Here is a 26,461-nt window from a genome sequence, read left to right as displayed (position 1 = left end):
ATTAGTCAATCCATTCCAATAAAAATCTAAAAAATTTGTGTTAAACGTAAATGATAATGTCTCAAGAGAACACAAATCAAAATGTCCCACTTCTGAGTTATACTTCCTTCAGGGGGTTAGATGGGGAGTTATTTAATAATGTTCGAACAAAGAAAATATGCCGTCATTCAATCGGTTGCACAGGGCCGAAAATCAAAAGCCAGAGCCCAGGTGGAGCTCGGTTTAACACGTCGCTCAATTAGTCGACGACTAACTGTCTATAAAACCGATGGTAAATTAGGCTTTCAACATGGAAATGAAGTGATTGGCTTTGCTTACCTTAGTGGTTTTTATAAAGCCTTTTTGCCTCAGGCTACTTTACTTTCAATCTAGACAGCTGAAGGTTGTCCAGTAAAGGGGGGCGGTCATGAACTTTATACGGTGATAGTGTTGATGCTCTCTCAAACTAATATCGAATACATCATTTCTACCATTGTCGCTGATAATTATCGCTCTCTAAGCTTTCATGAAAAAGAAGGCTTTAAACCTATGCTTACTTTCCCAAAATTAGTGCGCAAAGCTGAACGCTTTATTGATGTGATTTGGATGCGAAAAGTTATAAGAGCTGTTTCACCAAACCATTCAATATCCAGCAGTTGAATTCGACTTTGAAAGAGACCAATTAATTACTGATTAATTATATCACTACACAGTCAAATAAATAGCAGGTTTGTTGAAGTTTCATTTTAAACTCCATTATAAACCTGCATTTATTTTTGAAAAACTATTCGGGATAAGTAAAGCTTAAATCAGTCACTTTTTCAAGATTTTTTACATATCGCTTTGCTTGATATTTAGCCATTGGTAGGTTTTGATCGAGATAATTTCCACAATCTCTGGCAGTAGCACCAGGTATCTCCCCTTCAAAGTCTGCTGTGAATTTAAAGGTTTCTTTAATTAAATTCAAAACTTCTAGCCCTTCTAAGGCGTCCGTTAAAATTAAATAGAAGCCCGTACGACAGCCCATTGGTCCAAAATAAATGACTTCCTTTTTATATTTTTCGTGATTACGTAAAAAAGTTGCTGCTAAATGCTCAATTGTATGTATTTCTGCTGTATTCATTACGGGTTCAACATTTGGTGCTGTGAAACGTAAGTCATAAGTATGTAGTTTTCTTCCACCAATCTCATCTGTTCGAGACAAGTAGATACCGGGTTTTAAGATTAAATGATTGATGGTAAAACTTGGTATTTTTTCCAATAGAATTCCTCCTTTATATTGCTTCCAATGTAACGAAAGAAGAATTATCTGTCAATTTTTAGTTAAATAAAAAGTATATTAGAATAAAATGGATGATTAAACGCAAAAGATGATGGCTTATATTAGCTTGTCGACTACTTACCAATCGATCGCGATAGAGCGTAATGGAAAGGGCTAGTAACAAGATAGAAATAGCAATGTCTAAAGGTTTCAAGCTTGACCATAAATTCATTAGGGTCAAAAGAAATAGCAAATCAATAACAGTCAATGTTATCTTTGAAATATTGAGCCCATTTTTTATTCCTAAAATGCCAGTTATAAACACTATAGATGCATAGATAAAGACTATTATGTTCATCACAAACCTCCCTTTACTTCAGTTTTTTAAAATATATCATATATCGCTAATATAGTAAATGTGAATTTCTAATCTGTATATTTAAGTTCTCCTTGTTTATTGCTGTTCTAATTGACCAGCCATAAAAAGGTAAGTATGAAATTTCGATAGCACCGACATCTTGTGTATCTAAATAATTAAGGTGTCTTTTTTCTAATTTTTCAATTGTTTCACTATGAGGATGATTATAAGGATTGTCCTTCCCAGATGATATGAGCGCTAATTCTGGTTGCAGTTGGTCTAATAGATCTTCACTAGTAGAAGTTTTACTACCATGATGACCAATTTTTAAAACGTCTACTTTTTCACTTGAAAAAACTTGTAACAAAGATTTTTCTAGCTCAATTGGTAGATCTGCCATATTAAGAAATTTTTTATCGTCTATTACAAAAGAAGTGATTAGCGAAGAAGCATTACTAAAATCATCTTTAAGACTCGCAGGCATATCCAAACAAATTATCTCAATTTGATTGCCTCCTACCCTCACCTTAGTTCCCGGATTTAAGATGTGATGCTGGGTCTGATTAGGAATTTTATTTGCCATGGTTTGCCATATTGCTGACTCTTTAGTGAATTTTGAATAATACAGATGTTTTATTTCAATCTCTTGGATAAGTGTTATCAAATTACCAAGGTGGTCGATATCTGGATGAGTGATAATGACGCCTTCCAAACTAGCAATTCCTTGTGATTTTAAAGCTGGAATGACATTTTTTAAAGCAAATTGAGTATCCAATTTATTTTTCTCCTGGTAGCTAGCCATCTTCCCTCCGGTATCAACTAACCAAGCCTCTTTTGAAAAAGCCTTTTTATAGAGTAAAGCATCTCCTTGCCCTACATCTAAAACGATGATTCGCTCACGTGGATCAAGATAAGGATAAAATAATATTCCGATTGAATAACCGATAATTAAAGATTGCCAAGCTAATTTTGGGTTGCTTTTTAAATAATAAAACCAAATAATAGCTATACCAAGTAAAAAGATTGGTAAGAAAAAGTTTCCGTTTCCTAATAAGATTGTCCCGCTTTCTATAACAGAATGAAGCGAAAGGAATTCCCACATTCTTTGGAAGACATTAGATAGATAAGTAATGAACTTTAATAAAGCTGGATAGTACTGACTAACATATAATAAAATTGAAAAAGAGAACATGCTTGGCAAAATCCATCTTTCGAATATAGGCGTAAATAAAAGCACGACTGCTAGCTGTAAAAAATTAATGGTATAAGTACTTGAGAGTAAAAGGGGCCATGAAAATAAGAAACAAAATAAAGTTAGTTCACTTTTTTCTTGCCAAGTAGTTGAAAGGCTATCGACTATACTTCCTTGATAAAAATAAATCAGATACGACATTATGAATGATAAAAGAAAGGCTAAACTTTTTATATTGAAGGGATTAATAATTAGGAGGGTTATATAAATTACTGACAAAACATCTAAAGAAGAAAGTGGCCAATCAAACCTTTTGCGTAAATCATTAATTATAATAACCGACATAGAACGGATAACACCTATAGGCCAAGCTACTAACCATGCAAAAAAGGTTAAAAGTATAAAATTGATTTTTTTACTTACTAGAGGAGAAATACCTATTCTTAATAAGATAGTATTGAGAACTCTTCGGAGATAGTTGACATGAAAACCTGAGATTGAGAAAAAGTGTAAAATTCCTAAAGTCATAAAGGCCTGTTTATAATCTTGATAAACTGTGGAATTTAAATTGTAGAGTAATTTATTATGAATACTAACTAAAGGAATCTGACCACATTTTCTTATATAATGTGTTAACCTTGCTCTAACATTAGCAAGTAATTCTAAGGGGTGGTTGATTAAATTAGATTGATTCAATGAAATTTTTTTAATTTTCTTTACCTCCACCCCCCAAGCTATGCCTTTTCTTTTTAAGTAACTTTGATAGTTAAAAAGATCAAAATTGCGATTAGGTTCTACTTGCTTAATTTCGCCTTCTATTTCTAAACGATAGGAGCTAAGGGTTAAGTCAGGTAAATTTTCTTGCAAAGCTTCCTCATTCCAATAGGTCACTGTCACAGGGAAAGTGGTATCATTTTCGATAATTAAGAAGACTTCACCATAAAAGGTATTTTCACTTTGTTGGATTTGGTTTGGATTGATAGTTATAGTGGCTTCAATTTTTTCTTGGTCATTAAGCATAGAAAGTTGTTCTTGTAACTTGTTTTCTAAAAACCGATGCCTTACGAACACTAACAATAAAAAAAAGACAGCTAAAATGATTACGGCCTTATTATCACACTTAATAATTCGTATAAGGCTTAAACAAAATAGAATGAAGAAAGACAAGGTGGAATGTATAAGAAACAATAAAAACAAACTAATTAGCATAGCAATTAAAGTCCAGTGATAACGACAACTTGTCAATTTATTCATTGCTGAAGCCCTACTGTAATAAGGTCTTTTAATCCTTCAAAGGTTTTTGGACCGATGCCTGAAACTTGTAAAATATCTTCAGTGGCTTGAAAAGAACCATGGTCCTGGCGATACTGAATGATTTTTTGAGCTTTAGAAGGACCGATTTGTGGCAAAGTTTCTAATTCTGCTTGATCTGCTGTATTAATATTAATGAGTGTTTGCCTCTCCTCTTTATTAGAAGATCCTACCAACATTAACTCCTGGTTTAAGGCCGATGTTTTCTGCTGTGATTGCTCGTTTATGATTAGGGTATCCCATTCCGACTGACTATATACTGTAACCATCATCTGATCTTCTAACAGTAACGCTAAATTTAAGCTGTCTTGTGCCGCATCTTCAGTAAAACCTCCAGCCTTATCGATTAAATCAATTAAACGTGATCCTTGCTGTAATTGATAAACTCCTGGTTTCATAACCGCTCCCTTCAAATCTACATAAAGTTGTTTTAATACAGTGGTCTCATTTTCTTGACTGGTCATTTCCAATGCTAGTGAATGCTCTTCTGCTTGTAAATCAACAGTATCCCTTAATAAATTGTTTTGATTTAGCATCATAAAAACACATACACAAGCAACTAATATCAATAAAAATGGCTTATTTCTAATTTTTGCATAAACAGACGCTTTTTGACTTTCTTCAAAATAAGACTTCATGACTTTCCTCCTCACTTGACAATCTTAAATACAAGGAGAATTTCTTAAAGGCGCTTTTAAGACCCCCAGCATCAAAATACTGAGGGTCTTAAAATAAGCTTTGGATATCTCTTTTTATTTTATCCTTTGAGCAAGTGCTTGGGCAACATTTGGAGGAACCATTTGCGAAATATCTCCACCAAAATAAGCGATTTCTTTGATTAAACTGGAGCTTAAATAGCGATAATTTTCATTCGCAAATAAAAGAACTGTTTCAAGGCCTGGGAGTTGGGTTCGATTAACAGTCGCAATATTCGCTTCATATTCAAAATCTTGTGCCGAGCGTACTCCCCGAATAAGGGAAATCGCCTTAACTTTTTGATAGTAATGAGCAATTAAGCCATCTTCTAAGTAATCAATTTTTACATTTTTAAATGCTGCTGTAGCCTCTTCGATTAAAAGCTTTCGCTCCTCAACTGTAAAGACGGTCTTTTTTGTGGTATTCACTGCAATTAATACGATTACTTCATCAAACAATTGACTGGATCGCTCAATCAAATCTAAGTGTCCATATGTTAAGGGGTCGAATGAACCAGGAAAAACACCTACCCTTTTACTCATACTCTTCGCTCTCCTCACCTTGGTATTGATATATTCGAATGACTGTAATCCCATATTTTTTATTTTTTAATTCAAGAAAATTAGGGATTTCTTTTACGGAATGCACTTCGTCAGCCTCAAGAACTATTAAGCAACTCGGATTTAGAAAATCATTTTTGATTAACCACTCTAAGTCTTGCTCAACTTGATTTTCAGCGTAAGGGGGATCAAGAAATACAAGGTCAAAGGCTCGTTGGTTTTTTAGACCCCAATCTAATAACTTTGTCCGGTTTTTGCCACTTAGAAGTACAAACTTTTCTTCTTCTTTTGTCATCTTTATATTTTCTTTAATCGTTAAAACGGCTCGCCGATCTTTCTCGCACATAACAGCTCCTGCCAGTCCTCTTGAAACAGACTCTATGGCCAAAGCTCCTGATCCCGCGTAAAAATCCAAACAATAGCCATCAATCGGTAATCGATTAGCCAAAAGGTTAAACATCGATTCTTTTATTTTATCGGTTGTAGGCCGTGTGTTTTTCCCGGGAACCGCCTTTAAAGGACGAGATCGATAACTTCCTGCAATGACTCGCATCATACCACCTACTTCTTATCTTTTGCTTCTGGGACGATTTCTTGGGCGAGATCTTTAAAGAATTCGTCAAACGAAACCTCTTCTTCCTCTTCTGCTTTTAAATCAGGATCAATTCGATCCTTTATAGCATCTTTAAAAGTCATATCGATATCATCTCGGTATGAAACCTCTACTTCCCGCACAAAATTTAATTTACGCAAAGAAGATAAAGTTTCATCAAGCTGAGAATCATTCACGTACATGATGGCATATTTCAAGCGTTCACTTAAATAATGTACTGTGCCATATTTTCTTAATTGCTTCCATTGTTTAAGACTATATAACCATACAACAAGCGATTTTCTTTTTACTGCTTCAAATGTCATTAGCGTCCACCTTTCAAATTGGATACTTTTGAGCGATTAGTTGTTTGTCTCATCCGAGCTTCTTCACTGATGAATTTTTGAACAATGCCTATTATTATCAAATTGACTACCATGCTCGTCCCTCCATACGATATAAAGGGAAGTGTCACTCCAGTAAGGGGGATTAAACTTGTCAATCCTCCAATATTTACAAATGTTTGCGTAAAGATTAAAATAGCAAATCCCGTAATACAAATACGGTGAAACAATTTACTCATCATACTGGCTGTTCTGAGTAAGTAAAAAACTAAACCAAGTAATGTTAAGATTACAGCGCTTACCCCTAGCAATCCTGTCTCTTCTGCTATCACTGATAAAATAAAATCTGTATGAGCGGCAGGAAGCATTTCTTTTATTACTCCTTGACCTAAGCCCACACCGAAAAGGCCACCATTAGCGATTGCTTTATAGGATTGAATGACTTGATAGCCTGTCCCATGTTGATATTTAAACGGATCAATGAAAGATCCTAAACGTTCAAAAAAGTGCCTTCCAGTACCCACAAAATAGTCTGCAAAGTATATTGAAACAATATAGATAACTATAGTAACAACAATAAAAAATAACAGAGAAAGAATATTCTTCTTTCTTGATAAATTAAAAATCATAAACAGAGAATAAGCACAAAAACCAATAAGTACTGTTGTGCCTACATCAGGCTGAATTAAAACAAACATTGCCGATATTATCATTAAACCAAAGGGCAAAATGATATACCAAAAAGAAGACTTTTCTAGTGCTATCAGATAAGTTCTTTTAAAATAAACAGCCAGTCGACTACATGTGAGCACCATAGCTATTTTAAATAGCTCAGAAGGTTGAAAATTATATCCTCCAATATTGATCCAAGAAGATGCCCCTCCTCCTTCCTGACCGAAGAAAGTAGCATAAAAAATTAAAACCATTGTTAGAAAATTGAGTATATTAATTAAAAAGATGTTAGAAAACCATCCGTTTGGAACAAGCCGAACGAGTAAAATCATGCAAAAACCAATCAAAATTGAGAGGGCTTGCTTCTTCACCATGGCTAATGGATCTTGTGACATGGTAGAAGAAAAGACGGCTAACATGGAAAAAAGTAGTAAAACAATGACAATAAGACTTAGTAACTTATCGCCCTTTCCATATAGATCAAATTTTTTCTTAAAGCTTGTGATAAAACGCTCTTTATTCATTTCTTTAGAAACTACTTCTCTAGTTTTAGGAGTGATGTGAAAGACTTTGTTTTCCATAATTATTCCTCTCTAATTCGCTAAAAACATTATAGCATAAAGCATCAGTAGTGGGTATTTATGAAAATAAGATCGGGATTTACTCTGACTAGGAATTAAAAAAGCACTTACTTTTCTTAAGTTTAAAAACTTGGAAAGTAAGTGAAAACTAAATAGATAGTTTTAAAAATAATCATTATACTTATTTATTCATAAATATTATGCTGAAAAGCGTTCTGCAACTTTGTCCCAATTAATAATAGACCAGAAAGCTTTAACGTAGTCCGGACGTCTATTTTGATAGTTTAAGTAGTAAGCATGCTCCCAAACGTCTAAACCTAATAAAGGAGTTAAACCTTCAGTTAAAGGATTGTCTTGATTTGGAGTGCCTAAAACTTTTAGTTTGTCGCCATCTTTAACTAACCAACCCCAACCTGATCCAAATTGACCGGTTGCAGCTTTTGTAAATTCTTCTTGGAATTTTTCGAAAGACCCAAATTCTTCATCAATTTTCTTAGCTAAGTCTCCAGAAGGCTTGTTGTCTTCTTGAGGAGCTTGTAATGATTCCCAGAATAGCGAGTGGTTATAGTGGCCTCCACCATTGTTGCGAACAGCTGTTTGAATATCACTTGGAAGTGATTTTAAGCTCTTGATAATTTCTTCAATCGATTGGTCAGCATACTCGGTTCCCTCAACGGCTGCGTTTAATTTAGTAACATAACCATTGTGGTGTTTAGTATGGTGAATCTCCATGGTTTTTTGATCAATAGCGGGCTCTAAATTATCATATGCATAGGGTAATTCAGGTAATTTGAATGTCATTTTTACTCCTCCTAATTCTGTTATGATCTTTATCATATCATGCCACTATAGTCAGACAAAGAAATATGCTTATATATCTATTCACAAAGGCATTGAACCCAAAGATACTCTTTTATTATCTTCGAGTTCTATGTTTATATTATTTTTTATTTTTTTTCGCTTTTTCACGGGTTGATTTGTCTAGAATACGTTTGCGTAAACGGATTGCCATTGGTGTAATTTCACAATATTCATCATCTGCCATAAATTGTATAGCTTCTTCCAATGTCATTTTTTTAGTGGATTTAATCACAGCTGTTTGGTCTTTGTTAGCTGAACGGACATTCGTTAATTGTTTTGCTTTAGTGATATTAACCGTCAAATCATTCTCACGATTATGTTCGCCAACAATCATTCCTTCATATACCTCCGTACCAGGTTCAACAAAAATCGTTCCACGATCCTCAAGATTCATAATTGAATATGTGGTTGCTTGACCGCTATCGATGGAAACTAAGGTTCCGTTACGACGCTGACCAAGTTCTACATTAATCACCGGACGGTACTCATCATAAGTATGGTTCATAATGCCGTATCCCCTTGTTAAAGACATAAATTCGGTTGAGAAACCAATTAAACCACGAGCTGGAATTGAAAAGACCAGACGAATCTGTCCATTGCCAGAGTGAACCATATCTGCCATTTCACCCCGACGATTACTGATAGCCTCGATAATGCCCCCCATGTATTCTTCCGGGGTATCGATTTGAAGACGTTCAAATGGTTCTGACTTAACGCCATCGATTTCTCTTATAATCACTTGCGGACGTGAGACTTGGAATTCATAGCCTTGACGTCGCATATTTTCGATTAAGATCGATAAATGTAACTCCCCACGTCCAGCCACCTTGAAAGTATCTGGCGAGTCTGTTGGCGTAACATTTAAAGAAACGTCTGTATGCAATTCCTGCATCAAACGATCTTCCAAATTACGCGCAGTAACATACTTCCCTTCACGGCCAGCGAATGGAGAATTATTGGTTAAGAAGTTCATTTCTAGAGTTGGCTCATCGATATGAAGCAATGGCATAGCCTCTGGATTATCAACTGAAGCAATCGTTTCTCCTACATAAATATCATCCATTCCAGAAATTGCAATTAAGTCTCCGGCCATCGCTTCTTTAATTTCAATTCGGTCTAATCCAAGAAAACCATATAATTTTGTCACCCGGAAATTCTTCTTAGAGCCATCAATCTTAATAACCGTTACCGCATCCCCAACTTTGATCTTGCCACGGAAAACGCGACCGATTCCAATTCTGCCGACAAAGTCATTGTAATCAAGCATGGTGACTTGACACTGCAGTGGGTCATCTGAATTATCAATTGGTGCTGGAATATGTTCAATTACTGATTCAAAAATTGGATCCATGGTATTTTCTTGGTCTTGCAAATCACTAGAAAGCGAAGAAGTCCCATTAATAGCTGAAGCATAAACAACTGGGAACTCTAATTGATCATCATCTGCGCCTAATTCAATCAATAGGTTAAGCACTTCATCAACAACTACCTCCGGACGAGCCGATGGCTTATCAATTTTATTAACAACCACTAAAGGAGTCTTACCTTCTTCTAAGGCTTTCTTCAACACAAAGCGTGTTTGAGGCATAGTACCTTCATAAGCATCTACTACCAAGATAACGCCATCAACCATTTTCATAATACGTTCTACTTCACCACCGAAGTCTGCGTGTCCAGGCGTATCCATGATATTGATCCGTGTTCCCTTGTAATTTACAGCTGTATTTTTAGCTAAGATGGTAATGCCACGTTCTCTTTCAATATCATTGCGATCCATTGCACGATCGTCTATCTGAGCTCTAGCATCTAAAGTATCCGATTGCTTAAGGAGCTCATTAACCAAAGTGGTTTTACCGTGGTCAACGTGGGCAATGATTGCAATATTTCTTATGTCATTTCTTATTTTCATTAAATTCTCCTAATTTTCTTTTGAATTAATTATCTGTAATACTTCCTCATAAACTGCAGCGTTAGAGAAGAGACCAGGATTCGCTGTTAAAAGGTTCAGATCCTGTCCGTTAGGTTGACTATACTTAAAACCTAAAGATTCTAAAATTGCTACTCCCGCTGCAAAATCCCACGGCATTAAACGACTTGCTAAATAAAAAGCGGATTCCCCTCTAATAACGGAAATCATTTCATAAGCTGCACAACCATAAGACCTTGAACCCAGAGATGCATGTAATAATGCTTGACTATTAAATTGGTTTTCAACTAAAATGTGGGCGTTTGTCACCATAAGCCCTTGCTCTAACGAATTAATTTCTAATGGTATCAGAGGACGATCATTCAAAAAAGCGCCTTGACCGACAAACCCATAATAAAGATCGCCTTGCATTACATCATAGATATAGCCCGCTAGCGGCCGACCGTCTTTATATATACCAATCATGACGCCAAAAAAACGCCCTTGCTTGACAAAATTCAAAGTTCCATCAATCGGGTCAATTATCCATAAGACTCCATGAGTCTCTTTAATCGAATGTCCCTTTCCTTCTTCGCCTAATACACGATGGTCGGGATAGTAAGTGTTAATTTGTTGGGTAAAATAGGCTTCTACTTCTTTATCCATCCGTGTGACTAAATCACTTGCGTTCGTTTTTTCTTCAACCATTAAATTGGTATTCAAGGAAGCGATCAACGAGTCCCCAGCTGTTTTTAACCAAGATATTACACGTTGATGTAATTGAAAATCCATAGTGACCTCCTAAGGCATTTTTAACGTTTGGGAATCCTTCAATGTTTTAGCTTTTTGCATGCATCGATAGATAGAGTATCCCGAAGCCGCTTGAAATTCACGATCAATTTGTTTTTCTTCACTTATCGAATTGACAATTTCTTTAAATGCTCGATACTTATCTTTAATCCGTTCTACTCTAATTCCTCTTTCATAGGCGGATTCAACCCCTGCTAAAAAATCAACAACGATCGTAATTTCTTGACTTGACCAATCTTCATTTAATGGATAGGAATAACTAGACATCTTATTACACCTCCAACAAATTCATTTCGGTTAATACTAATATAACGCATTTTTACGCAAATGAAAAAGTATTTCGAATATAAAACGTTTTCTTAATGAGATACATTGTTCTACTCAATCAAAAAGCGGATCCTAGTCAATAGAGCATACTAATTACCGTCAAAAACTCCTCACATTCAATATTTTGAACGCCTCAAATATAAAATGTTAAAAATAGTGTTTTATTTGCAACGTATCTTTTTATCTTTCATTCATGGTTCTGTTTCTTGCTTGTTTAGAAAGGCATAATGCTCCGGTGAAAGAGTGTTGGTAAACTCTCTTTCCACTTTCGGGACTATTTTGAGCGTTAAGCATACTTTTTTGAAGAGATATCAGAGAGTAAGGAGATAGAGTATCTCAAGACCCGTCCCTATTCTCTATGGCAGAACGGCATAGTTGAAAGAAGTCACCGAGAAGATGGGGAACGATTCTACATTCGTCGAGAATTGAAGAGTATGCAAGAATTGAAGAAAGCACATCGTCGATATGTGAACCGAGGCAATAATATCCATCGAAAGGTTTTAAATTTTAAGAGTCCCAATGAAGTAGTACGCGAATACTTTAGGAACAAGCCTGCTTAGTCTTGCCCATGATCTCAAATTCTTTATTTCTGTCAAGGATCGCTCCGCTTTCCTCTTTGACAGATATAAAGAATTTGAGGGCTAGACGCTAAGACATAAGCATGCCATTTTAGAAGCACCTTGTGTAACATATGTTTGACAACTCTAGATCACAAATTTTCTTGTTTAATTGGATCGTTTTACCTTTAGAATTTTTTTATGTTATAATGGGAAGTCGATTATCATAATAAAAATAAATTTGCTAAGAAAGGAAGAAATTTGTGACAGAAACTAATCCCTCGCTTGAAATTCCTAACATACACAACCCTCTTGAAACTGAACCCGTGTCCAAATTACTTAAACAATTTGCAATTCCCAGTATTATTGCCAACCTGGCCAACTCTCTTTACAATATCGTAGATCAAATCTTTATTGGACAAGGAGTTGGCTATTTAGGAAATGCAGCAACCAATATCGCTTTTCCGATAACGACGGTCTGTTTAGCCATCGGATTACTCACAGGAATTGGCGCCGCTGCTAACTTTAATTTAACTATTGGTCGAAAAGATTTCACTACGGCTCGCAATACACTCGCAACAGCCTTTGGATTTTTACTTTTATCGGGAATTCTTCTCGCTCTTGTAGTCTTTTGGCAAGCAGGTCCACTAATGAAATTTTTCGGAGCTACTGAAAAAGTTTATCCTCTGTCCGTTCAATATGTACAAATTATTGCTATAGGTATTCCTTTTTTTATGTTGAATATTGGTGGAGCAAATCTCGTTAGAGCAGATGGTAGTGCAAAATACTCCATGATAAGTGTTCTCGTAGGGGCAGCAATCAATACAGCATTGAACCCTCTGTTTATTTTCGGATTTAATTGGGGAATGCGTGGTGCTGCTTTGGCCACAATTATCGGGCAAATAGTCTCAGGACTTTTTATTCTTGCTTATATTCCAAAATTCAAACTAGTATCCATTCATTTTCGTGAAATAACTATCCAGCTGAACGAACTTTGGCAAATATTTAAACTGGGTATCAACTCTTTTGTCTTTCAGTTGTCAAATACCGTCGTTCAAATTGTCCTCAATAATACTCTTAAATTTGCCGGAGCCAACTCTATTTACGGAGCGGATATCCCAATCGCTGCTGCTGGTATTACCATTAAAATTAACACCTTGTTCATAGGTGTTGTCATCGGAATCGTTCAAGGAGCTCAACCTATTTTGGGTGTCAATTACGGCGCTAGAAACTATCAGCGCGTTAGAGACACTTTCAAATTAGAGATGAAAGTTTTAGCCGCTTTCTCATTAATAATGTTTGTTATCTTCCAAACCCTCACCCGTCCTTTAATCCGTATCTTTGGTAATGGTGAGGAGTTATACTTTACTTATGCCATGCATTACTTACGTAGCTTTTTATTCATGACGGTTATTATAGGCATGCACATTGGAATGGCAAATCTCCTATCAGCCATTGGTTATGGCTTTAAGAGTGCATTATTGGCCCTTAGTAAACAGATTTTTTTCTTGCTTCCCCTCATTTTGTTTTTTGGCCACCAGTTCGGTGTCGAACAAGTCCCTTTGGCAGCCCCTATCGCGGACGTAATGGCTTTTATCTTAGCTAGCTATGTCATTTATCATCAATTCCAATCAATGCCAAAAAAGGATCTGGGAACACTGCCACCTCTTTAAGGATGCAAATCGTCTAACCTTAAAATTTAAGCCCCCTGCATGATTTTTGCATGGGGCTTAAATTTTTCCCCTAGTTGATTATTAAATACTGTCCCTTTTAGAAAACGAATAAAAAACCCTTGATAGAAGTTGTTCTATCAGGGGTTATAGAGTTATTACATGTGAATTGGCATGCCGAGTGCTGCTTCAGCTGCATCCATCGTTGCTTCACTTAACGTTGGGTGCGCATGAACAGTTAAGGCAATATCTTCAGCATTCATACCGGCTTCAATTGCGAGGGTGATTTCTGCTAATACATCTGAGGCACTTGGCCCAGCCACTTGAGCTCCGATAATGACATCGTCCTCTTTTCTTGTAACCAAACGAACAAAACCATTATAGTGATCTAAAGCTACTGCACGGCCATTACCACCGAATGGGAATTTAGTTACAGTTACATCAATCCCCGCTTCTTTAGCAGAGTCCTTAGTGTGTCCTGCTGAAGCTAATTCAGTGTCAGAATAACATACAGACGGCATGGCTTTATAATCAACAATGTCTTTTCCACCAGAAATTGCTGATGCAGCAACTTTCGCTTCGAATGAAGCTTTATGGGCTAACATGGCTCCAGGAACGATATCGCCAATGGCAAAAATGTTTGGATTAGAAGTACGTCCTTGATTATCTACTTTAACCAATCCACGTTCATCTAATTCAACACCTGCTTGTTCCAAACCACAGTTGTCAGTGTTTGGACGGCGTCCTACAGTAACCATTACATAGTCCGCTTCAACTTGAATTTCTTTACCTTTGCGCTCATAAGTTACAACCACACGGTCTCCCTTTTCCTCAGCCTTCTTAGCCATTGCGTTTGTGACAATTTCGGCTCCTAAAGCTTTTAGATCTCTTTCAACAAGACGTGTCATATCTTTTTCAAATGAAGGAATAAATTGTTTAGATCCTTCTAAGATAGTCACATTTGTTCCTAGATTTGCATAAACGCCTCCTAGCTCTGTACCGATAATTCCACCACCGATAACCACTAGATCTTTAGGAATTTCAGGCAAGTTTAATCCACCTGTTGAGTCAATCACACGGCCTTTGAATTCAAAACCCGGAATTTCAATAGGGCGAGATCCTGTTGCAACAATTGCATTTTTGAAAGTATAGGTTTGCGCTTCTTCACCGTTGACAACACGAAGAGTATCTTTATCAGAGAAGAAAGCTTCTCCTTCAATAATCTCCACCTTATTTTTCTTAAGAAGCATTTCCACACCAGAAGTCATTTTCGCTACGACTTCATTTTGCTTCCAATTTTGGGTTTTTTCCCAATCAATTTCCACATTTGAAGTAGAAACTCCAAATGTTTCACCATGTTTTGCTTGATGATACACGTGTCCTGCTTGAATCAAGGCTTTTGAAGGAATACAACCCACGTTTAAACAAACGCCTCCTAAGTATTCTCTTTCAATAATTGCTACTTTTTGTCCAAGCTGTGCAGCACGAATAGCTGCTACATAGCCTCCAGGACCTGCTCCAATTACGACGGTATCCAATTCCATTGCGAAATCTCCAACTACCATTTGATCACTATCCTTCCATTAATAATAGTTCTGGGTCTGCAAGAAAACGTTTCACTTCATTCAGTGCACGCTGTGCAGTTGCTCCATCAACAATACGGTGGTCAAAGCTTAATGACAACTTACATACACGTCCCACAGCTAATTCACCCGCTTCATTGACAACTGGCTGTTGCACAATCGAACCGAATCCTAAGATGACTACTTCAGGATGATTGATAATCGGGCTGAACCACTTTCCGCCGGCTGAACCAATATTTGAAATAGTCATTGTTCCACCTGACATTTCAGACATCAATAATGAACCATCATGAGCCTTTTCAGAAAGCTCAACAATTTCATTAGCAATTTGGAACATATTCTTAGTATTAGCTTCTTTAATGTTTGGAACGTATAGTCCCCGTTCTGTATCTGTCGCAATACCTACATTATAATAGTTTTTGTAAACAATTTCATTAGAAACATCATCAATTGATGAATTTATCACTGGATATTGCTTAGCAGCTGCGATTAAAGCCTTCACAACATATGGAAGAAAAGTCAATTTGACCTCTTTATTAGCAGCAATGACCTTATATTTCTTACGGTGTTCCCATAGTTTAGACACTTCAACTTCATCGAATAAAGTAACATGGGGAGCCGTATGCTTAGAATTGACCATTGCCTTAGCGATGGCATTTCTAGTGCCTGATAAAGGCACACGTTCTTCACGCTCAGTTTGATTGGATACAAATGGCTTGGCTTCAGATTTTGACTGTTGAGCTTCCGTTTTAGCCGCAATTTCTTCATTTGTGCTAGAAGTAGCCACTTTTTGCTCAGACTTATTAACTGGTAACTCCATTTTGGCCGATGCGGCGAAGTTATTAATATCTTCGGCTGTGATGCGACCGTTCTTGCCGGTTCCTGCTACTCGTGTGATATCAATTGCCCTATCACGTGCAAGTTTACGAACGGATGGCATTGCTAATACGCGACGGTTCTCTACCTCTTCATCCGATAACCCTTGAACATGTGGTGACTCTTTAGTTACCGTCGTTTCAATTACTGGGTTTTTCTCAACTGGCGAGGCTGCATCATCATAAGAGTTTGCTAGCGCTTCTCCTTGTTCTTCCCTACTAGTTGAATTGTCGGTTTGACCATTGTGTTCTGGCGAGTCAATTTCAACTAAAACTTGCCCTAATTGCGCAATTTGACCAGTCTGTACATGAATTTTCTTAACGATGCCAGAAACTGGAGAAGGTAATTCTTCAATTGATTTATCATTTTGAACTTCTACTAAGGTTTCGTCTTCTTTAATTGTTTCACCTTCTTTTACGGACCAAGAAACAATTTCTCCTTCCATAATCCCTTCCCCTAAAGCAGGTAATTTAAATTGGAAAAATGCTGTGTTCGAATTAACTTTTGCTGTTTGATCTACTTTTGAATCAGATGCTTCTTTGGCTGGACTCGCCGGCGTTTCTTCGCTCTCAGGGTTAGCTTCGTTTTCAAATCCTGGCGCATCAATTTCAACAATTATTTGACCGAGCTGAGCAATTTGACCGGTTGCTACATGAATTTTTTTTATAGTTCCAGAAACTGGAGAAGGTAATTCTTCAACGGATTTATCATTTTGAACCTCGACTAAAGTGTCATCTTCTTTAATTGTGTCTCCTTCTTTAACCGCCCAAGAGACGATTTCACCTTCCATAATCCCTTCGCCCAAAGCTGGTAATTTAAATTGGAATGCCATATAATTTTTCTCCTTTTCTTAACTTGACTCGAAAGCAAGCAGATGGAACATCTGCTTGAAATCATTTATCGTCTAAAAATCTTCTAATTCCTTAGCCTTGGCCACAATATCTTCTGCATTTGGTAACCAGTCTCTTTCAGCCATTCCAAATGGGAAGATGGTATCAGGAGCAGCTACGAATCCAATTGGTGCTTTCAGAGAAAGAACTGCACGTTCAGAAATCTCAGCAATCACTTTGCTTCCAACACCCGCTTGACGTTGCGCTTCTTGAACTACAATTACTTTTCCTGTTTTTTCTACCGAAGCAATAATTGTTTCAATATCTAATGGTTGAACTGTTCTTAAGTCAAGTACCTCAACATCAACGCCTTCTTTAGCTAATTTTTCTGCTGCTTTGACCGATTCTTGTACCATAGCACCATATGCAATTAAAGTTAAGTCTGTACCTTCTTTAACAACTTTTGCCTTGCCTAAAGGAACAGTGTATTCTCCTTCTGGAACTTCCTCACGGAAAGAACGGTACAATTTCATGTGTTCCAAAAAGTACACTGGATCGTTATCTCGGATCGCTGAAATTAATAAGCCTTTAGCATCATATGGATTAGAAGGAATTACCACTTTAAGGCCTGGTGATTGAGCTAAGAGACCTTCTAATGAGTCTGCATGAAGCTCAGGTGTGTGAACTCCTCCACCAAAAGGAGAACGGAATGTAATTGGTAGGTTACGGGAAGCTCCCATACGGTAACGGGTACGCGCGGCTTGAGCTACAACAGAGTCCATTGTTTCAAAAACAAATCCATTAAATTGAATCTCAGGAATTGGACGGAATCCTTCAAGAGCTAGCCCGATAGCCATGCCACTTATACCAGATTCAGCTAACGGTGTATCCATTACACGTTCTTCGCCAAATTCTTCTTGTAAGCCTTGAGTAGCTCGGAAAACCCCACCATTTTTACCCACATCTTCTCCAAAAACAAGTGTGCGGTCGTTTGTGCGCAATTCATTGGCTAAGGCTTCTGTAATAGCCTCAATCATTGTTAATTTAGCCATAATTATTTATTCTCCTTTGCTTCAAATTTACTAATTTGTTCTTGTGTTACAAAATCTGGTGTCTCATACATATTTTTTAAAAAATCTGAGATTTTTTGTTTTGGTTCTTGGTCAGCTAATTTAATGGCATCTCTAACTTCTTCTTTTGTCCTTTGAATAACTTCTTCTTCTTGTTCTTCTGACCAAAGTCCTTTAGCAGTTAGGTAGTTACGCATACGAATTAAAGGATCTTTAGCGCGCCATTCTGCTTGAGAGCCTTCTGCTTGGTAACGTTTTGGATCATCTCCAGAAAGGGTATGAGGACCAAAACGATAACAAACAGTCTCGATTAGTACCGGTCCATTACCTGCAATCGCATATTCCCTAGCAGCCTTTGTAACTGCATAAACAGCTAAAATATCCATCCCATCCACTTGAATACCAGGAATGCCGGCTGCTACAGCTTTTTGAGCTAAAGTCGGTGCGGCTGTTTGGACAGAACGGGGCGTTGAAATCGCCCAGCCATTATTTTGAACAACAAAGACAGCTGGTGATTGATATGCACCAGCAAAGTTAATTCCTTCATAAAAGTCTCCTTGTGAAGAACCACCATCACCCGTCCATGTCATCGCAATCGCTTGTCGTTTATTCTTTTTAATTCCTAAGGCAACTCCCGCTGCTTGAACATACTGTGCACCAATAATAATTTGTGGTGGATACGCCTTTAGGTCTTCATCAAAAGTTGATCCAGCTACATGTCCTTTTGACCATAGAAAAGCCTTATGTAAAGGAAGTCCATGCTTAATTAATTGAGGAACATCACGGTAACCAGGTAACAGTACATCTTCTTTTTCAGTAGCCAATACAGTACCTAATTGAGAAGCTTCTTGACCAGAAGTTGGAGCATAGAAACCTAAACGTCCTTGACGGTTAAGCGCTGTTGAACGCTCAAATAATTCGCGAGCCCAAACCATTTCTTCCATAAATTTAACCATGTCTTCCTCAGTAACATCACCTAAAAGATCTGGATTAACAATCTTCCCCGCTTCATCCATCACTTGAACCATTGAAAAATCAAAATTATCTGGCATCAATAATTCATCCATTGTCACTTTTGCTTTAGCTCGTGCCATTCTTTCACATTCCTCTCATTTTTTGTCCTTAATAACAGTTAAATTAAAACTGTAGCAATAATTGCTCGTTTTCAACGATAACACCTTAGCTGCCCAATTGCAAGAAAAAAGATGAGTTATGCATACAATTACAATTAAATCATAGGTTTTTATAATAAACTTTGATAAAAAATGCACAAAGAACTCTGTTTTATCTGTTATAATTTTCAGTGATAATCTGTTATATTTAGTGATTTTTTATGAAACAGCTTGACAATCAAAAAAAAAAAAACTATAATAATGTAGCTGTTATGTGCCAGTAGCTCAGCTGGATAGAGCAACGGTCTTCTAAACCGTAGGTCGCAGGTTCGAATCCTGCCTGGCATATTTTATAACATTAAACCACCTCAATTGTTCTCTATTAATAGAGTTCGTTGAGGTGGTTTTTATTTTGATTATTTAATATTCTGATAGGTTGCTTCTACTTATATAATTATTTCACAGATGTTTATTACCATTTATTACTCAATAGTACTAAAATACATGAAGGAAGAGTATTATAAAAAATCATAAATATACTTTTAGTATTTTTATTATCACTAGGTCTTAGCTCGTATAACAGTTTTATTGCATTTGCAAGTGACACGGAGAACTCAAGTGCTGAAACAGCTGAGCGTGAGTTAAATGGAGATAAAGCTGATTTCAATCGTTTCAATGGAGTTTATATCGTTGATGTCAATTATTTGGCTTCCAGATTTGGCAATTCAGATACTATAATTATTGACACCCGCGGTCAAAAAGAAGCAAAAAAAGGCCATGTTTCAGGAGCAATTGCTAAATCTGATATTCAATTGGTTAAAGATCAAATAACCTTAGAACCAGTGGAAGCAACTGTCAAAGATATCGATCGTACAGCTGTTATTGATACACACAAATTAACTGAGACAATTGCCAATTATAAAATCCTTGACTCACTTGAAAAAAAGGTGGTCATTTGCCTGGCGCAATTAATATTCCATATACAGAATACAGACCTTTATAATGAGGAGGTTTTATTAAAATCAAATGAAGAATTCGAAGCTCTTTTCATAGAATAAGGATTTAATAAAGAGGATGCCATCGTCACTTATTGTCCAAGCAATTTTCGTTCGGCCTATATGCAATTAATTATGGAAATGCTAGGTTTTGAAAATGTTAAGAACTATGAAGGTTCTTATTATAATTGGGCAACCTTTACTGAACTTGATTAACTGATTAAAAGCCCCTTGCTGAATCTTTAATCAGCAAGGGGCTTTTATCTTCGAACAATCATGATATAAAAAATTCATTAAGCTGCGTCTTTTAAACTTATTTGTTAGCTCTTCCCTTATAAGATCCGTCAGCTGTTCCAATTTCTAATGCTTCACCTGCTTCAATAAAATCAGGGACGTTTACAACTAAACCTGTTTCCATTGTAGCTGGCTTGCCTGAGCCAGTAACGGTTGCTCCCTTAATCGAAGGTTGAGTTTCCGAAACAGTCAAGACAACCGTTCCTGGTAATTCAACTCCGATTACTTCATGACCGAAGAATTGAATTTTACAGTTCATATTATCTAATAAATAGAATAGCTCATTTTCAATGGTATCAGCTGGCAGTTCATATTGCTCGTATGTTTCTAAATCCATAAACACAGCCATACCATCCATTTTGTAAAGATATTGAACTTCTTTAGTGTCTAAATATGCGCGTTCAAACTTTTGATCAGGTCGAAAAGTAGTATCATAGGTTGCACCTGAGCGAACATTACGAAGCTTCATACGCATAACAGTATTTCCTTTACCCGGTTTATGGTGACTAGCTTCTAAAACTTTAATCAAGTTTCCCTCGTCCACAAAAGTCATACCGGCTTTTAAATCTGTTGCTGAAATCATCTTATCTTCTCCTAACTTCTTCAAATTACTTAAGTATTATATCATAGAATATTAAATTCAAACAATCTATTCTCTAGATTAGCTAATACTTAAACTAAATTATTATTAAATCCTTGTTAGCATACCAAGGCGCTTGCTCATTAATATGATCATAAAACATGATACCATGCAAATGATCAATTTCATGCTGAGCTACCACAGCTTGATAATTCCTTAATTTTAAACTATGTTCATTCCCTTCCAGATCTTGATACTTGAGTGTTATTCTTTGTGGACGAGGCACATAACCTTCTACTTCACGATCCACTGATAAGCACCCTTCACCTTCACTTAAAGCGACTTCCTGAACAGAGTGTCTCGTAATCACTGGGTTAACGAAAATTTGACTCATTTCTTCACCAGAAATGTTGCCTTCATCATCAAATTGATAAATATGCATAGCAAATATCTGTTTGCTTATATTTATCTGTGGGGCTGCTAAACCTACCCCCGGTCTTAACCCATATTTTTCTGCTTTTTCCTTATCTTGGCTATTCTTTAGAAACTCTAACATTTCCATGGCTTTTTGTTTTAACGAAGGATCCATTGGGAAAGTTACCTTTTTTGCTTTTAAACGCAAGGTTGGGTGACCTTCTTTAATAATATCTTTCATCGTTAACATTTTCATCCTCCTTTATAGTCTCTGCTAGTCATTTTGTTTACGACGGTATCCTGTCACTCGATAGAATTGATTTTCTTCATCGAAGTCTAAACTCTCGACTAGCGTATTTTGTTGGTAATGCGATAAGAGGTCTGCTTCTTCGGGTAAAATTTTTACAGAGTATGCCTCAGCTGACTGAATACAAAGAGCCCAAATCGCTTCTTTTAATTTTTCAATGTCCGTCGCTTCTAAAGCGGAAATCGTTATATTTGGTTTTTGAACAGCAACAAATGACTCTTCCATTGCATCTTTTTTATTATAAACCGTTAAAACCGGAATATGGTCTGCTTCAATATCTTTCAAAATACGGTTGACTGTTTCTTCATGCATGAGATGGGCAGGATTGGAAGCATCAACCACATGTAGTAAGACATCCATATAACGGATTTCTTCCAATGTTGACTTGAAGGATTCGATTAATTGAGTAGGTAGTTCTTCAATAAAACCGACGGTATCTGTCAAAGTAAACATTGGGTGACCATGAATGGCAAATTGTCTAGTGAGAGGATCTAGAGTGGCAAATAATTGATCTTGTACGAAAGTTTCACTTTCCGTTACTTGACTCAAAATAGTCGATTTGCCAGCATTAGTATAGCCTACTAAGCCAATGTTAAACTCACGACCACTGTGGCGATTTTCGCGTGTTCGTTTACGATGCTGCACCACTTCCTGCAAATCTTTTTTTATTTGGGTAATGCGAGAGCGGATATGACGGCGATCGGTCTCTAATTGCGTTTCACCTGGACCTCTGGTACCTATCCCTCCTCCCAAACGAGACAGAGACTTACCTTGGCCACCAATTCTTGGTAATAAATATTGATATTGCGCTAAACCAACTTGTAGCTTTCCTTCGCGACTCTTAGCTCGCATGGCAAAGATATCGAGGATTAATTGAACACGGTCAATGACTTTCACACCTAATTCAGCCTCAATTACTTTGTTCATACTTGGTGAGAGTGCATTAAAAAAGATAACTAGGTCAATAGCGTCACTTTCTACATAGAGCCGGATTTCTTCTAACTTGCCAGACCCAACGGCAGAATGATGATTGAGTCTGGGTAAGTTTTGTATCATTTTTTTAATGACCACACCTTTTGCTGTTTGGGTCAAGGATTCCATCTCTGAGATTAATTCCATAAAACGATCTTCTTGATAAGTATCCGTTCGGATACCCACTATTAGGACTCGTTCAGGCCCTTTTCTTGTTTCAATCATTTTTCTCCCTTTCAATTTCTTCTAGGAAATTTGCGATTAATTCATTTGCTTCATCTTCATAATCTGGATTGCTTAAATCAATCCAATGCTGATTTTTCATGCGGTTACGATACCAAGTTAATTGTCTTTTTGCATAGCGCCGGCTATTTTGCTGGATAGTCGTAATCGTTTCTTTAAGTGATTGATTTTGCTCAAAATAAGGCCACCACTCTTTATAGCCAATGCCTTTCATACTTGAAAGCTCTAGATTTTTGTTAAGCTGATACAGCTGATGGACTTCATTTTCCAATCCTTCTTCGACCATTAATTCAACTCTGCGGTTAATTCGACTATACAATTCCTCGCGCGGACGATTTAAAATAATCAATAATTCATTAAACCGTGATTGACGGTTACTTATATCGGTCTGACTTGAAAAAAGTTTGCCTGTTTGCTTAATAACTTCTAAAGCTCGTACAATCCGACGGCCATTTTGTATTGGGATTTTCTTTGCAGCTAAAGGGTCGATAGCATTCAATTCTTGCCATAGAATACCTTCGCCTTCGTTTTGCAATCTTTCTTCTAAATGTTTACGGTAGTGAGAATCCATTGATTCCTGACCACCAAATGAAAGGTCATAAAGTAAACCCTCTAAATAAAGACCTGTCCCCCCCACTAATATGGGCAAGTCTCCTTCCGCCAAAATTTGTTCGATTGCACGATTGGCATCGGCCTGAAACTGACTGGCATCATAATTATCTTGCGGGTCGTAGATGTCTAAGAGATGGTGAGGTACTCCTGACATTTCTTCCGATTTAATTTTTCCTGTTCCAATATCCAATCCACGATATACTTGCATTGAATCCGCATTAATAATCTGCCCTTTGAAACGTTTAGCCAAACGGATTGAAAGAGTGGTTTTCCCAACTCCTGTTGGTCCTGTAATCACTACTATCGGTAGTTTATTCAAACAAAAACCCCCTAATTCTTTTGATAGGATGTGAGCAGGTCTTGAGCTACTTGTAGACTGGATTCAGATTGTACTTCACCAGACATCATGCCAGCAATCATGGCTACTCGCTCTTCTTCTGATAAATAATCCACTTGTGTAACCGTGCGCTCTTGATTAATTTCTTTTTTAATAATTAGCTGTTGATTGGCTGCGGCAGCTACTTGTGCTAAATGGGTGATGCATAAGACTTGTTTATTTTGAGCGATTTTAGCCAGTTTACTCGCTATAGCACTAGCGACTCTACCAGAAACCCCTGTATCAATTTCATCAAATATTAAGGTCTCAACTGCTTGATTTCTTGCGAAAATTGTCTTCAAGGCCAACATAAATCGTGAAAGTTCACCACCAGATGCTATTTTAGCCAGTGGTTGACTTTCTTCTCCCAAATTAGTCCTTGAGTAGAATTCAACTTGGTCCATACCCGCTTCATTCAAACGTAAATAAGAATTGGAAAAGAATGGTTGCAAATTAGAATCAGACTCTACCTGTCGCATCTTGACCTCAAATTCAGTATGCGGCATGTAGAGTTCTTTTAATTGACCTTCAACTTCTGAGACAATTGCTTTGGCTGCTTCTTTACGGAGATTGGATATGCTTTGAGCTAATTCAAAGGCTTCTTCATAAGTTTTGAGGAAGGCTTCCTGTGTTTGTTTTTGATAACTTTCAAAATGTTTAATTTGATCAATTTCCTTAACGAGTTCAAGCTGGTAATCGATTAACTCTTCAATATTACGCCCATATTTTTTTTGAACTTTTTCCAACTGACTTAGTCTTCTTTGAATTTCATCCATCACTTGTTCATCATAATCTGGCACATCAAAAGAAAAAGCAATTTCTCGGCTTAATTCTTTTAAATCTACTTGCAGGCCTTGTAAGCGCTCCTCAAATGACAAATATTGATTATCAAATCTTCCCAAGTGCTGTAACAGATAAAGCACTCGCTCAATTTGCTGATCGACACTAGCTTCTTGATCGGTCATTAGCTGGTTGATTTCATTAAGATACTGACTCATTAACTGTGCATTTTGAAGTCTCTTGCTTTGTTGTAGCAGTTGCTGATCCTCATCTGCCACTAAATCTAAATTTTTTAATTCTTCTAACTGAAACTCTAAATAATTTAAACGTTGAAGTGCATCTTGTTCGTCAAATTTCTTAGTTAACAATTGCTGTCTTAAATCTTGATAGTGATTATAAACTAGCTGATATTTTTCTTTAACTTGAAGTAAGCTCTCACTAGCAAAAAGATCCAGTAACTCAAGATGTCGTGAGGAGTCTAACAGAGCTTGATGTTCATTTTGACCATGAATATCTACCAAATAACGACCAATTCGTTTTAGCATGGTCACATTAGCTGGTCGTTGATTAATTTTAATAACATTTCGTCCACTCTTATGGATCTCGCGTTGAATCAAAAGGGCATCTTCTGGATCCTCAATTTCAATTCCAATTGCTTGCAATTGCATTAAGAGCTTTTCATTTCCTTGTAAACTAAAAAGACCTTCAATAAAGAGATTTGGGCTTCCTTTTCGCACAAACTCAGTAGACCCTCTTCCACCACATAAGATACCAATCGCATCAATAATAATCGACTTTCCCGCTCCAGTTTCCCCTGAGAGCACTGTCATCTGTTCATCAAAATCAATAGAAACTTGATCAATAATTGCAAAGTTTTCAATTCTTAAACTGATTAACATAAGGCACCTCTTTGCATTGTTTATTCAAAAGCTTGATGGCTCTCCTCCACAATTTTTGCGATGGCAATTGTTGAGTGGCTTTGATTATCTACTTGCCTAGCATTGATTAAATGCACTAAATATTCAATATTCCCTTCGCCTCCTGTAATTGGCGAATAGGTAAGCTCTTTAATAACAAAGCCAATTTTACTAATAAAGGCTAATACTTCTTCAAGGACCTCTTGATGAACTGCTGGGTCTTTTATGACACCCTTTTTACCAATCCGACTAGGTCCTGCTTCAAATTGTGGTTTAATCAAGGCAATAACAGAACCATCTTTTTTTAGAATCGGCTGTAATGGTGGCAAAATTAAAGCTAAAGAAATAAAAGAGACATCAATTGTTGCTATTGTTGGCTGTCCTTTTGTAAAATCTTCGAAGCGAGCATAGCGAAAGTTTTGCCGTTCCATTACGACTACTCTAGGATCTTGTCTTAAGGAATAAGCTAATTGATTGTAACCTACATCTAAAGCATAAGATAAGCGTGCGCCATTTTGTAAAGCCACATCGGTAAATCCTCCTGTTGAAGCACCGATATCTAAAAGTAGATGGTCTGTAATATCAATATTGAAAGAAGATAAGGCTCTTTCTAACTTTAATCCCCCACGCGATACATAAGGGAAAGGTTTCCCTTTCAGATAGAGCTCGCGATCAATCGGTATTTTTTCACCTGGTTTATCATAGCGCTGATCGTTTTGATCATAGATTTTTCCTGACATAACCAGACGGCGTGCTTGTTCACGTGAGTGAGTAATTCCTGCTTGGACCACTAGCTTATCGACTCGTTCTTTTTTCATTCATT

At 36.9% G+C, this 26,461-nt stretch carries 25 protein-coding genes, 1 tRNA gene and 3 pseudogenes; 7 read left to right on the top strand and 22 right to left on the bottom strand.

Annotated elements, in window-relative coordinates:
- The first annotated feature begins 120 nt into the window (after nt 1-120).
- Both ACQV2Q_RS07600 and ACQV2Q_RS07595 read left to right on the top strand, forming a co-directional pair.
- Nucleotides 121-372 carry a hypothetical protein gene (locus tag ACQV2Q_RS07600; RefSeq protein WP_428874325.1) on the top strand — a complete coding sequence of 84 codons (252 nt, stop codon included), beginning with the start codon at nt 121-123 and terminating at the stop codon, nt 370-372.
- A 36-nt stretch (nt 373-408) separates the two neighbouring features.
- Nucleotides 409-639, top strand: a pseudogene (locus ACQV2Q_RS07595) (N-acetyltransferase family protein); the annotation flags it as partial.
- A gap of 124 nt (nt 640-763) precedes the next feature.
- Here ACQV2Q_RS07595 and ACQV2Q_RS07590 read toward each other — a convergent pair.
- From ACQV2Q_RS07590 to ACQV2Q_RS07535, 12 genes are all read right to left on the bottom strand, one after another.
- The gene (locus tag ACQV2Q_RS07590) at nt 764-1,240 is read right to left on the bottom strand and encodes an S-ribosylhomocysteine lyase (RefSeq protein WP_428876612.1); all 477 of its coding nucleotides are present in this window, start codon (nt 1,238-1,240) and stop codon (nt 764-766) included.
- Between the two features lie 58 nt (nt 1,241-1,298).
- Nucleotides 1,299-1,598, bottom strand: coding sequence for a hypothetical protein (locus tag ACQV2Q_RS07585; protein WP_428874322.1), 300 nt, complete (start codon nt 1,596-1,598; stop codon nt 1,299-1,301).
- Nucleotides 1,599-1,644: 46 nt separating this feature from the next.
- Nucleotides 1,645-3,999, bottom strand: a complete 2,355-nt coding sequence (locus tag ACQV2Q_RS07580; protein WP_428882414.1) for a DNA internalization-related competence protein ComEC/Rec2 — start codon at nt 3,997-3,999, stop codon at nt 1,645-1,647.
- Nucleotides 4,000-4,040: 41 nt separating this feature from the next.
- Nucleotides 4,041-4,739: a helix-hairpin-helix domain-containing protein gene (locus ACQV2Q_RS07575; protein WP_428874321.1), complete on the bottom strand. Its 699-nt coding sequence runs from the start codon at nt 4,737-4,739 to the stop codon at nt 4,041-4,043.
- Between the two features lie 114 nt (nt 4,740-4,853).
- A complete protein-coding gene (gene coaD, locus ACQV2Q_RS07570; RefSeq protein ID WP_428875366.1) occupies nt 4,854-5,339 on the bottom strand; it encodes a pantetheine-phosphate adenylyltransferase in 486 nt (161 codons plus the stop codon).
- Nucleotides 5,332-5,913, bottom strand: a complete 582-nt coding sequence (gene rsmD / locus ACQV2Q_RS07565; protein WP_428874317.1) for a 16S rRNA (guanine(966)-N(2))-methyltransferase RsmD — start codon at nt 5,911-5,913, stop codon at nt 5,332-5,334. The genes coaD and rsmD overlap by 8 nt, the downstream gene beginning before the upstream one ends.
- 5 nt (nt 5,914-5,918) lie before the next feature.
- Nucleotides 5,919-6,275, bottom strand: coding sequence for a YlbG family protein (locus ACQV2Q_RS07560; protein WP_428874316.1), 357 nt, complete (start codon nt 6,273-6,275; stop codon nt 5,919-5,921).
- Nucleotides 6,275-7,546, bottom strand: a complete 1,272-nt coding sequence (locus tag ACQV2Q_RS07555; RefSeq protein ID WP_428882407.1) for an FtsW/RodA/SpoVE family cell cycle protein — start codon at nt 7,544-7,546, stop codon at nt 6,275-6,277. The genes ACQV2Q_RS07560 and ACQV2Q_RS07555 overlap by 1 nt, the downstream gene beginning before the upstream one ends.
- A 198-nt stretch (nt 7,547-7,744) precedes the next feature.
- Nucleotides 7,745-8,347, bottom strand: a complete 603-nt coding sequence (locus tag ACQV2Q_RS07550; RefSeq protein WP_428874313.1) for a superoxide dismutase — start codon at nt 8,345-8,347, stop codon at nt 7,745-7,747.
- 139 nt (nt 8,348-8,486) lie between these two features.
- Nucleotides 8,487-10,316, bottom strand: coding sequence for a translational GTPase TypA (typA, locus tag ACQV2Q_RS07545; RefSeq protein WP_428874312.1), 1,830 nt, complete (start codon nt 10,314-10,316; stop codon nt 8,487-8,489).
- Between the two features lie 9 nt (nt 10,317-10,325).
- Nucleotides 10,326-11,105, bottom strand: a complete 780-nt coding sequence (locus ACQV2Q_RS07540) for an inositol monophosphatase family protein (protein WP_428875365.1) — start codon at nt 11,103-11,105, stop codon at nt 10,326-10,328.
- 9 nt (nt 11,106-11,114) lie between these two features.
- A complete protein-coding gene (locus tag ACQV2Q_RS07535) occupies nt 11,115-11,390 on the bottom strand; it encodes a UPF0223 family protein (protein ID WP_428875364.1) in 276 nt (91 codons plus the stop codon).
- 359 nt (nt 11,391-11,749) lie between these two features.
- Between ACQV2Q_RS07535 and ACQV2Q_RS07530 the strand changes: the two are divergent.
- A pseudogene (locus ACQV2Q_RS07530) lies at nt 11,750-12,010 on the top strand (IS481 family transposase); the annotation flags it as partial.
- A 260-nt stretch (nt 12,011-12,270) separates the two neighbouring features.
- Nucleotides 12,271-13,680, top strand: coding sequence for an MATE family efflux transporter (locus ACQV2Q_RS07525; RefSeq protein WP_428875359.1), 1,410 nt, complete (start codon nt 12,271-12,273; stop codon nt 13,678-13,680).
- A 155-nt stretch (nt 13,681-13,835) separates the two neighbouring features.
- Here ACQV2Q_RS07525 and lpdA read toward each other — a convergent pair whose 3' ends face one another.
- The 4 genes from lpdA to pdhA form a co-directional block, all read right to left on the bottom strand.
- Nucleotides 13,836-15,242, bottom strand: coding sequence for a dihydrolipoyl dehydrogenase (lpdA, locus tag ACQV2Q_RS07520; RefSeq protein ID WP_428874301.1), 1,407 nt, complete (start codon nt 15,240-15,242; stop codon nt 13,836-13,838).
- 7 nt (nt 15,243-15,249) lie between these two features.
- Complete coding sequence (locus ACQV2Q_RS07515) at nt 15,250-16,968, bottom strand: dihydrolipoyllysine-residue acetyltransferase (protein ID WP_428882406.1); 1,719 nt, start codon at nt 16,966-16,968, stop codon at nt 15,250-15,252.
- Between the two features lie 72 nt (nt 16,969-17,040).
- Entirely contained in the window at nt 17,041-18,018 is a 978-nt protein-coding gene (locus ACQV2Q_RS07510; RefSeq protein ID WP_428874299.1) for an alpha-ketoacid dehydrogenase subunit beta, read from the bottom strand.
- 2 nt (nt 18,019-18,020) lie between these two features.
- Nucleotides 18,021-19,130, bottom strand: a complete 1,110-nt coding sequence (gene pdhA / locus ACQV2Q_RS07505; protein WP_428875356.1) for a pyruvate dehydrogenase (acetyl-transferring) E1 component subunit alpha — start codon at nt 19,128-19,130, stop codon at nt 18,021-18,023.
- Nucleotides 19,131-19,422: 292 nt separating this feature from the next.
- On the opposite strand from pdhA, the gene ACQV2Q_RS07500 reads away from it, so the two are divergent.
- The 3 genes and pseudogenes from ACQV2Q_RS07500 to ACQV2Q_RS07490 all read left to right on the top strand — a co-directional run.
- Nucleotides 19,423-19,496, top strand: a tRNA-Arg gene (locus tag ACQV2Q_RS07500).
- A gap of 356 nt (nt 19,497-19,852) precedes the next feature.
- Nucleotides 19,853-20,206 (top strand): hypothetical protein, encoded by a 354-nt coding sequence (locus tag ACQV2Q_RS07495; RefSeq protein ID WP_428882405.1) that lies wholly within the window; start codon nt 19,853-19,855, stop codon nt 20,204-20,206.
- 18 nt (nt 20,207-20,224) lie between these two features.
- Nucleotides 20,225-20,359: pseudogene (locus tag ACQV2Q_RS07490) on the top strand (rhodanese-like domain-containing protein); the annotation flags it as partial.
- Between the two features lie 97 nt (nt 20,360-20,456).
- Here the strand turns inward: ACQV2Q_RS07490 and efp are convergent.
- The 6 genes from efp to ACQV2Q_RS07460 all read right to left on the bottom strand — a co-directional run bounded on the left by efp (nt 20,457) and on the right by ACQV2Q_RS07460 (nt 26,456).
- On the bottom strand, nt 20,457-21,020 hold the full coding sequence (gene efp / locus ACQV2Q_RS07485) for an elongation factor P (RefSeq protein WP_428874295.1): 564 nt from the start codon (nt 21,018-21,020) through the stop codon (nt 20,457-20,459).
- A 94-nt stretch (nt 21,021-21,114) separates the two neighbouring features.
- Nucleotides 21,115-21,681 (bottom strand): peptide deformylase, encoded by a 567-nt coding sequence (gene def, locus ACQV2Q_RS07480; protein ID WP_428874293.1) that lies wholly within the window; start codon nt 21,679-21,681, stop codon nt 21,115-21,117.
- 24 nt (nt 21,682-21,705) lie between these two features.
- Nucleotides 21,706-22,935, bottom strand: coding sequence for a GTPase HflX (gene hflX / locus ACQV2Q_RS07475; RefSeq protein ID WP_428882404.1), 1,230 nt, complete (start codon nt 22,933-22,935; stop codon nt 21,706-21,708).
- A complete protein-coding gene (miaA, locus tag ACQV2Q_RS07470) occupies nt 22,928-23,884 on the bottom strand; it encodes a tRNA (adenosine(37)-N6)-dimethylallyltransferase MiaA (RefSeq protein WP_428882403.1) in 957 nt (318 codons plus the stop codon). Before miaA ends, hflX begins: the two co-directional genes overlap by 8 nt.
- Before the next feature lie 11 nt (nt 23,885-23,895).
- Nucleotides 23,896-25,620, bottom strand: a complete 1,725-nt coding sequence (gene recN, locus ACQV2Q_RS07465) for a DNA repair protein RecN (protein WP_428875299.1) — start codon at nt 25,618-25,620, stop codon at nt 23,896-23,898.
- A gap of 20 nt (nt 25,621-25,640) precedes the next feature.
- Nucleotides 25,641-26,456, bottom strand: a complete 816-nt coding sequence (locus ACQV2Q_RS07460; protein ID WP_428882402.1) for a TlyA family RNA methyltransferase — start codon at nt 26,454-26,456, stop codon at nt 25,641-25,643.
- Between the last annotated feature and the right edge of the window lie 5 nt (nt 26,457-26,461).

This window comes from Facklamia sp. P12950 (assembly GCF_050409465.1).
GTDB lineage: Bacteria > Bacillota > Bacilli > Lactobacillales > Aerococcaceae > Facklamia.
Note: the sequence above shows the minus strand (reverse complement) of the source record. Positions and strands in the feature narration are given on the sequence as shown.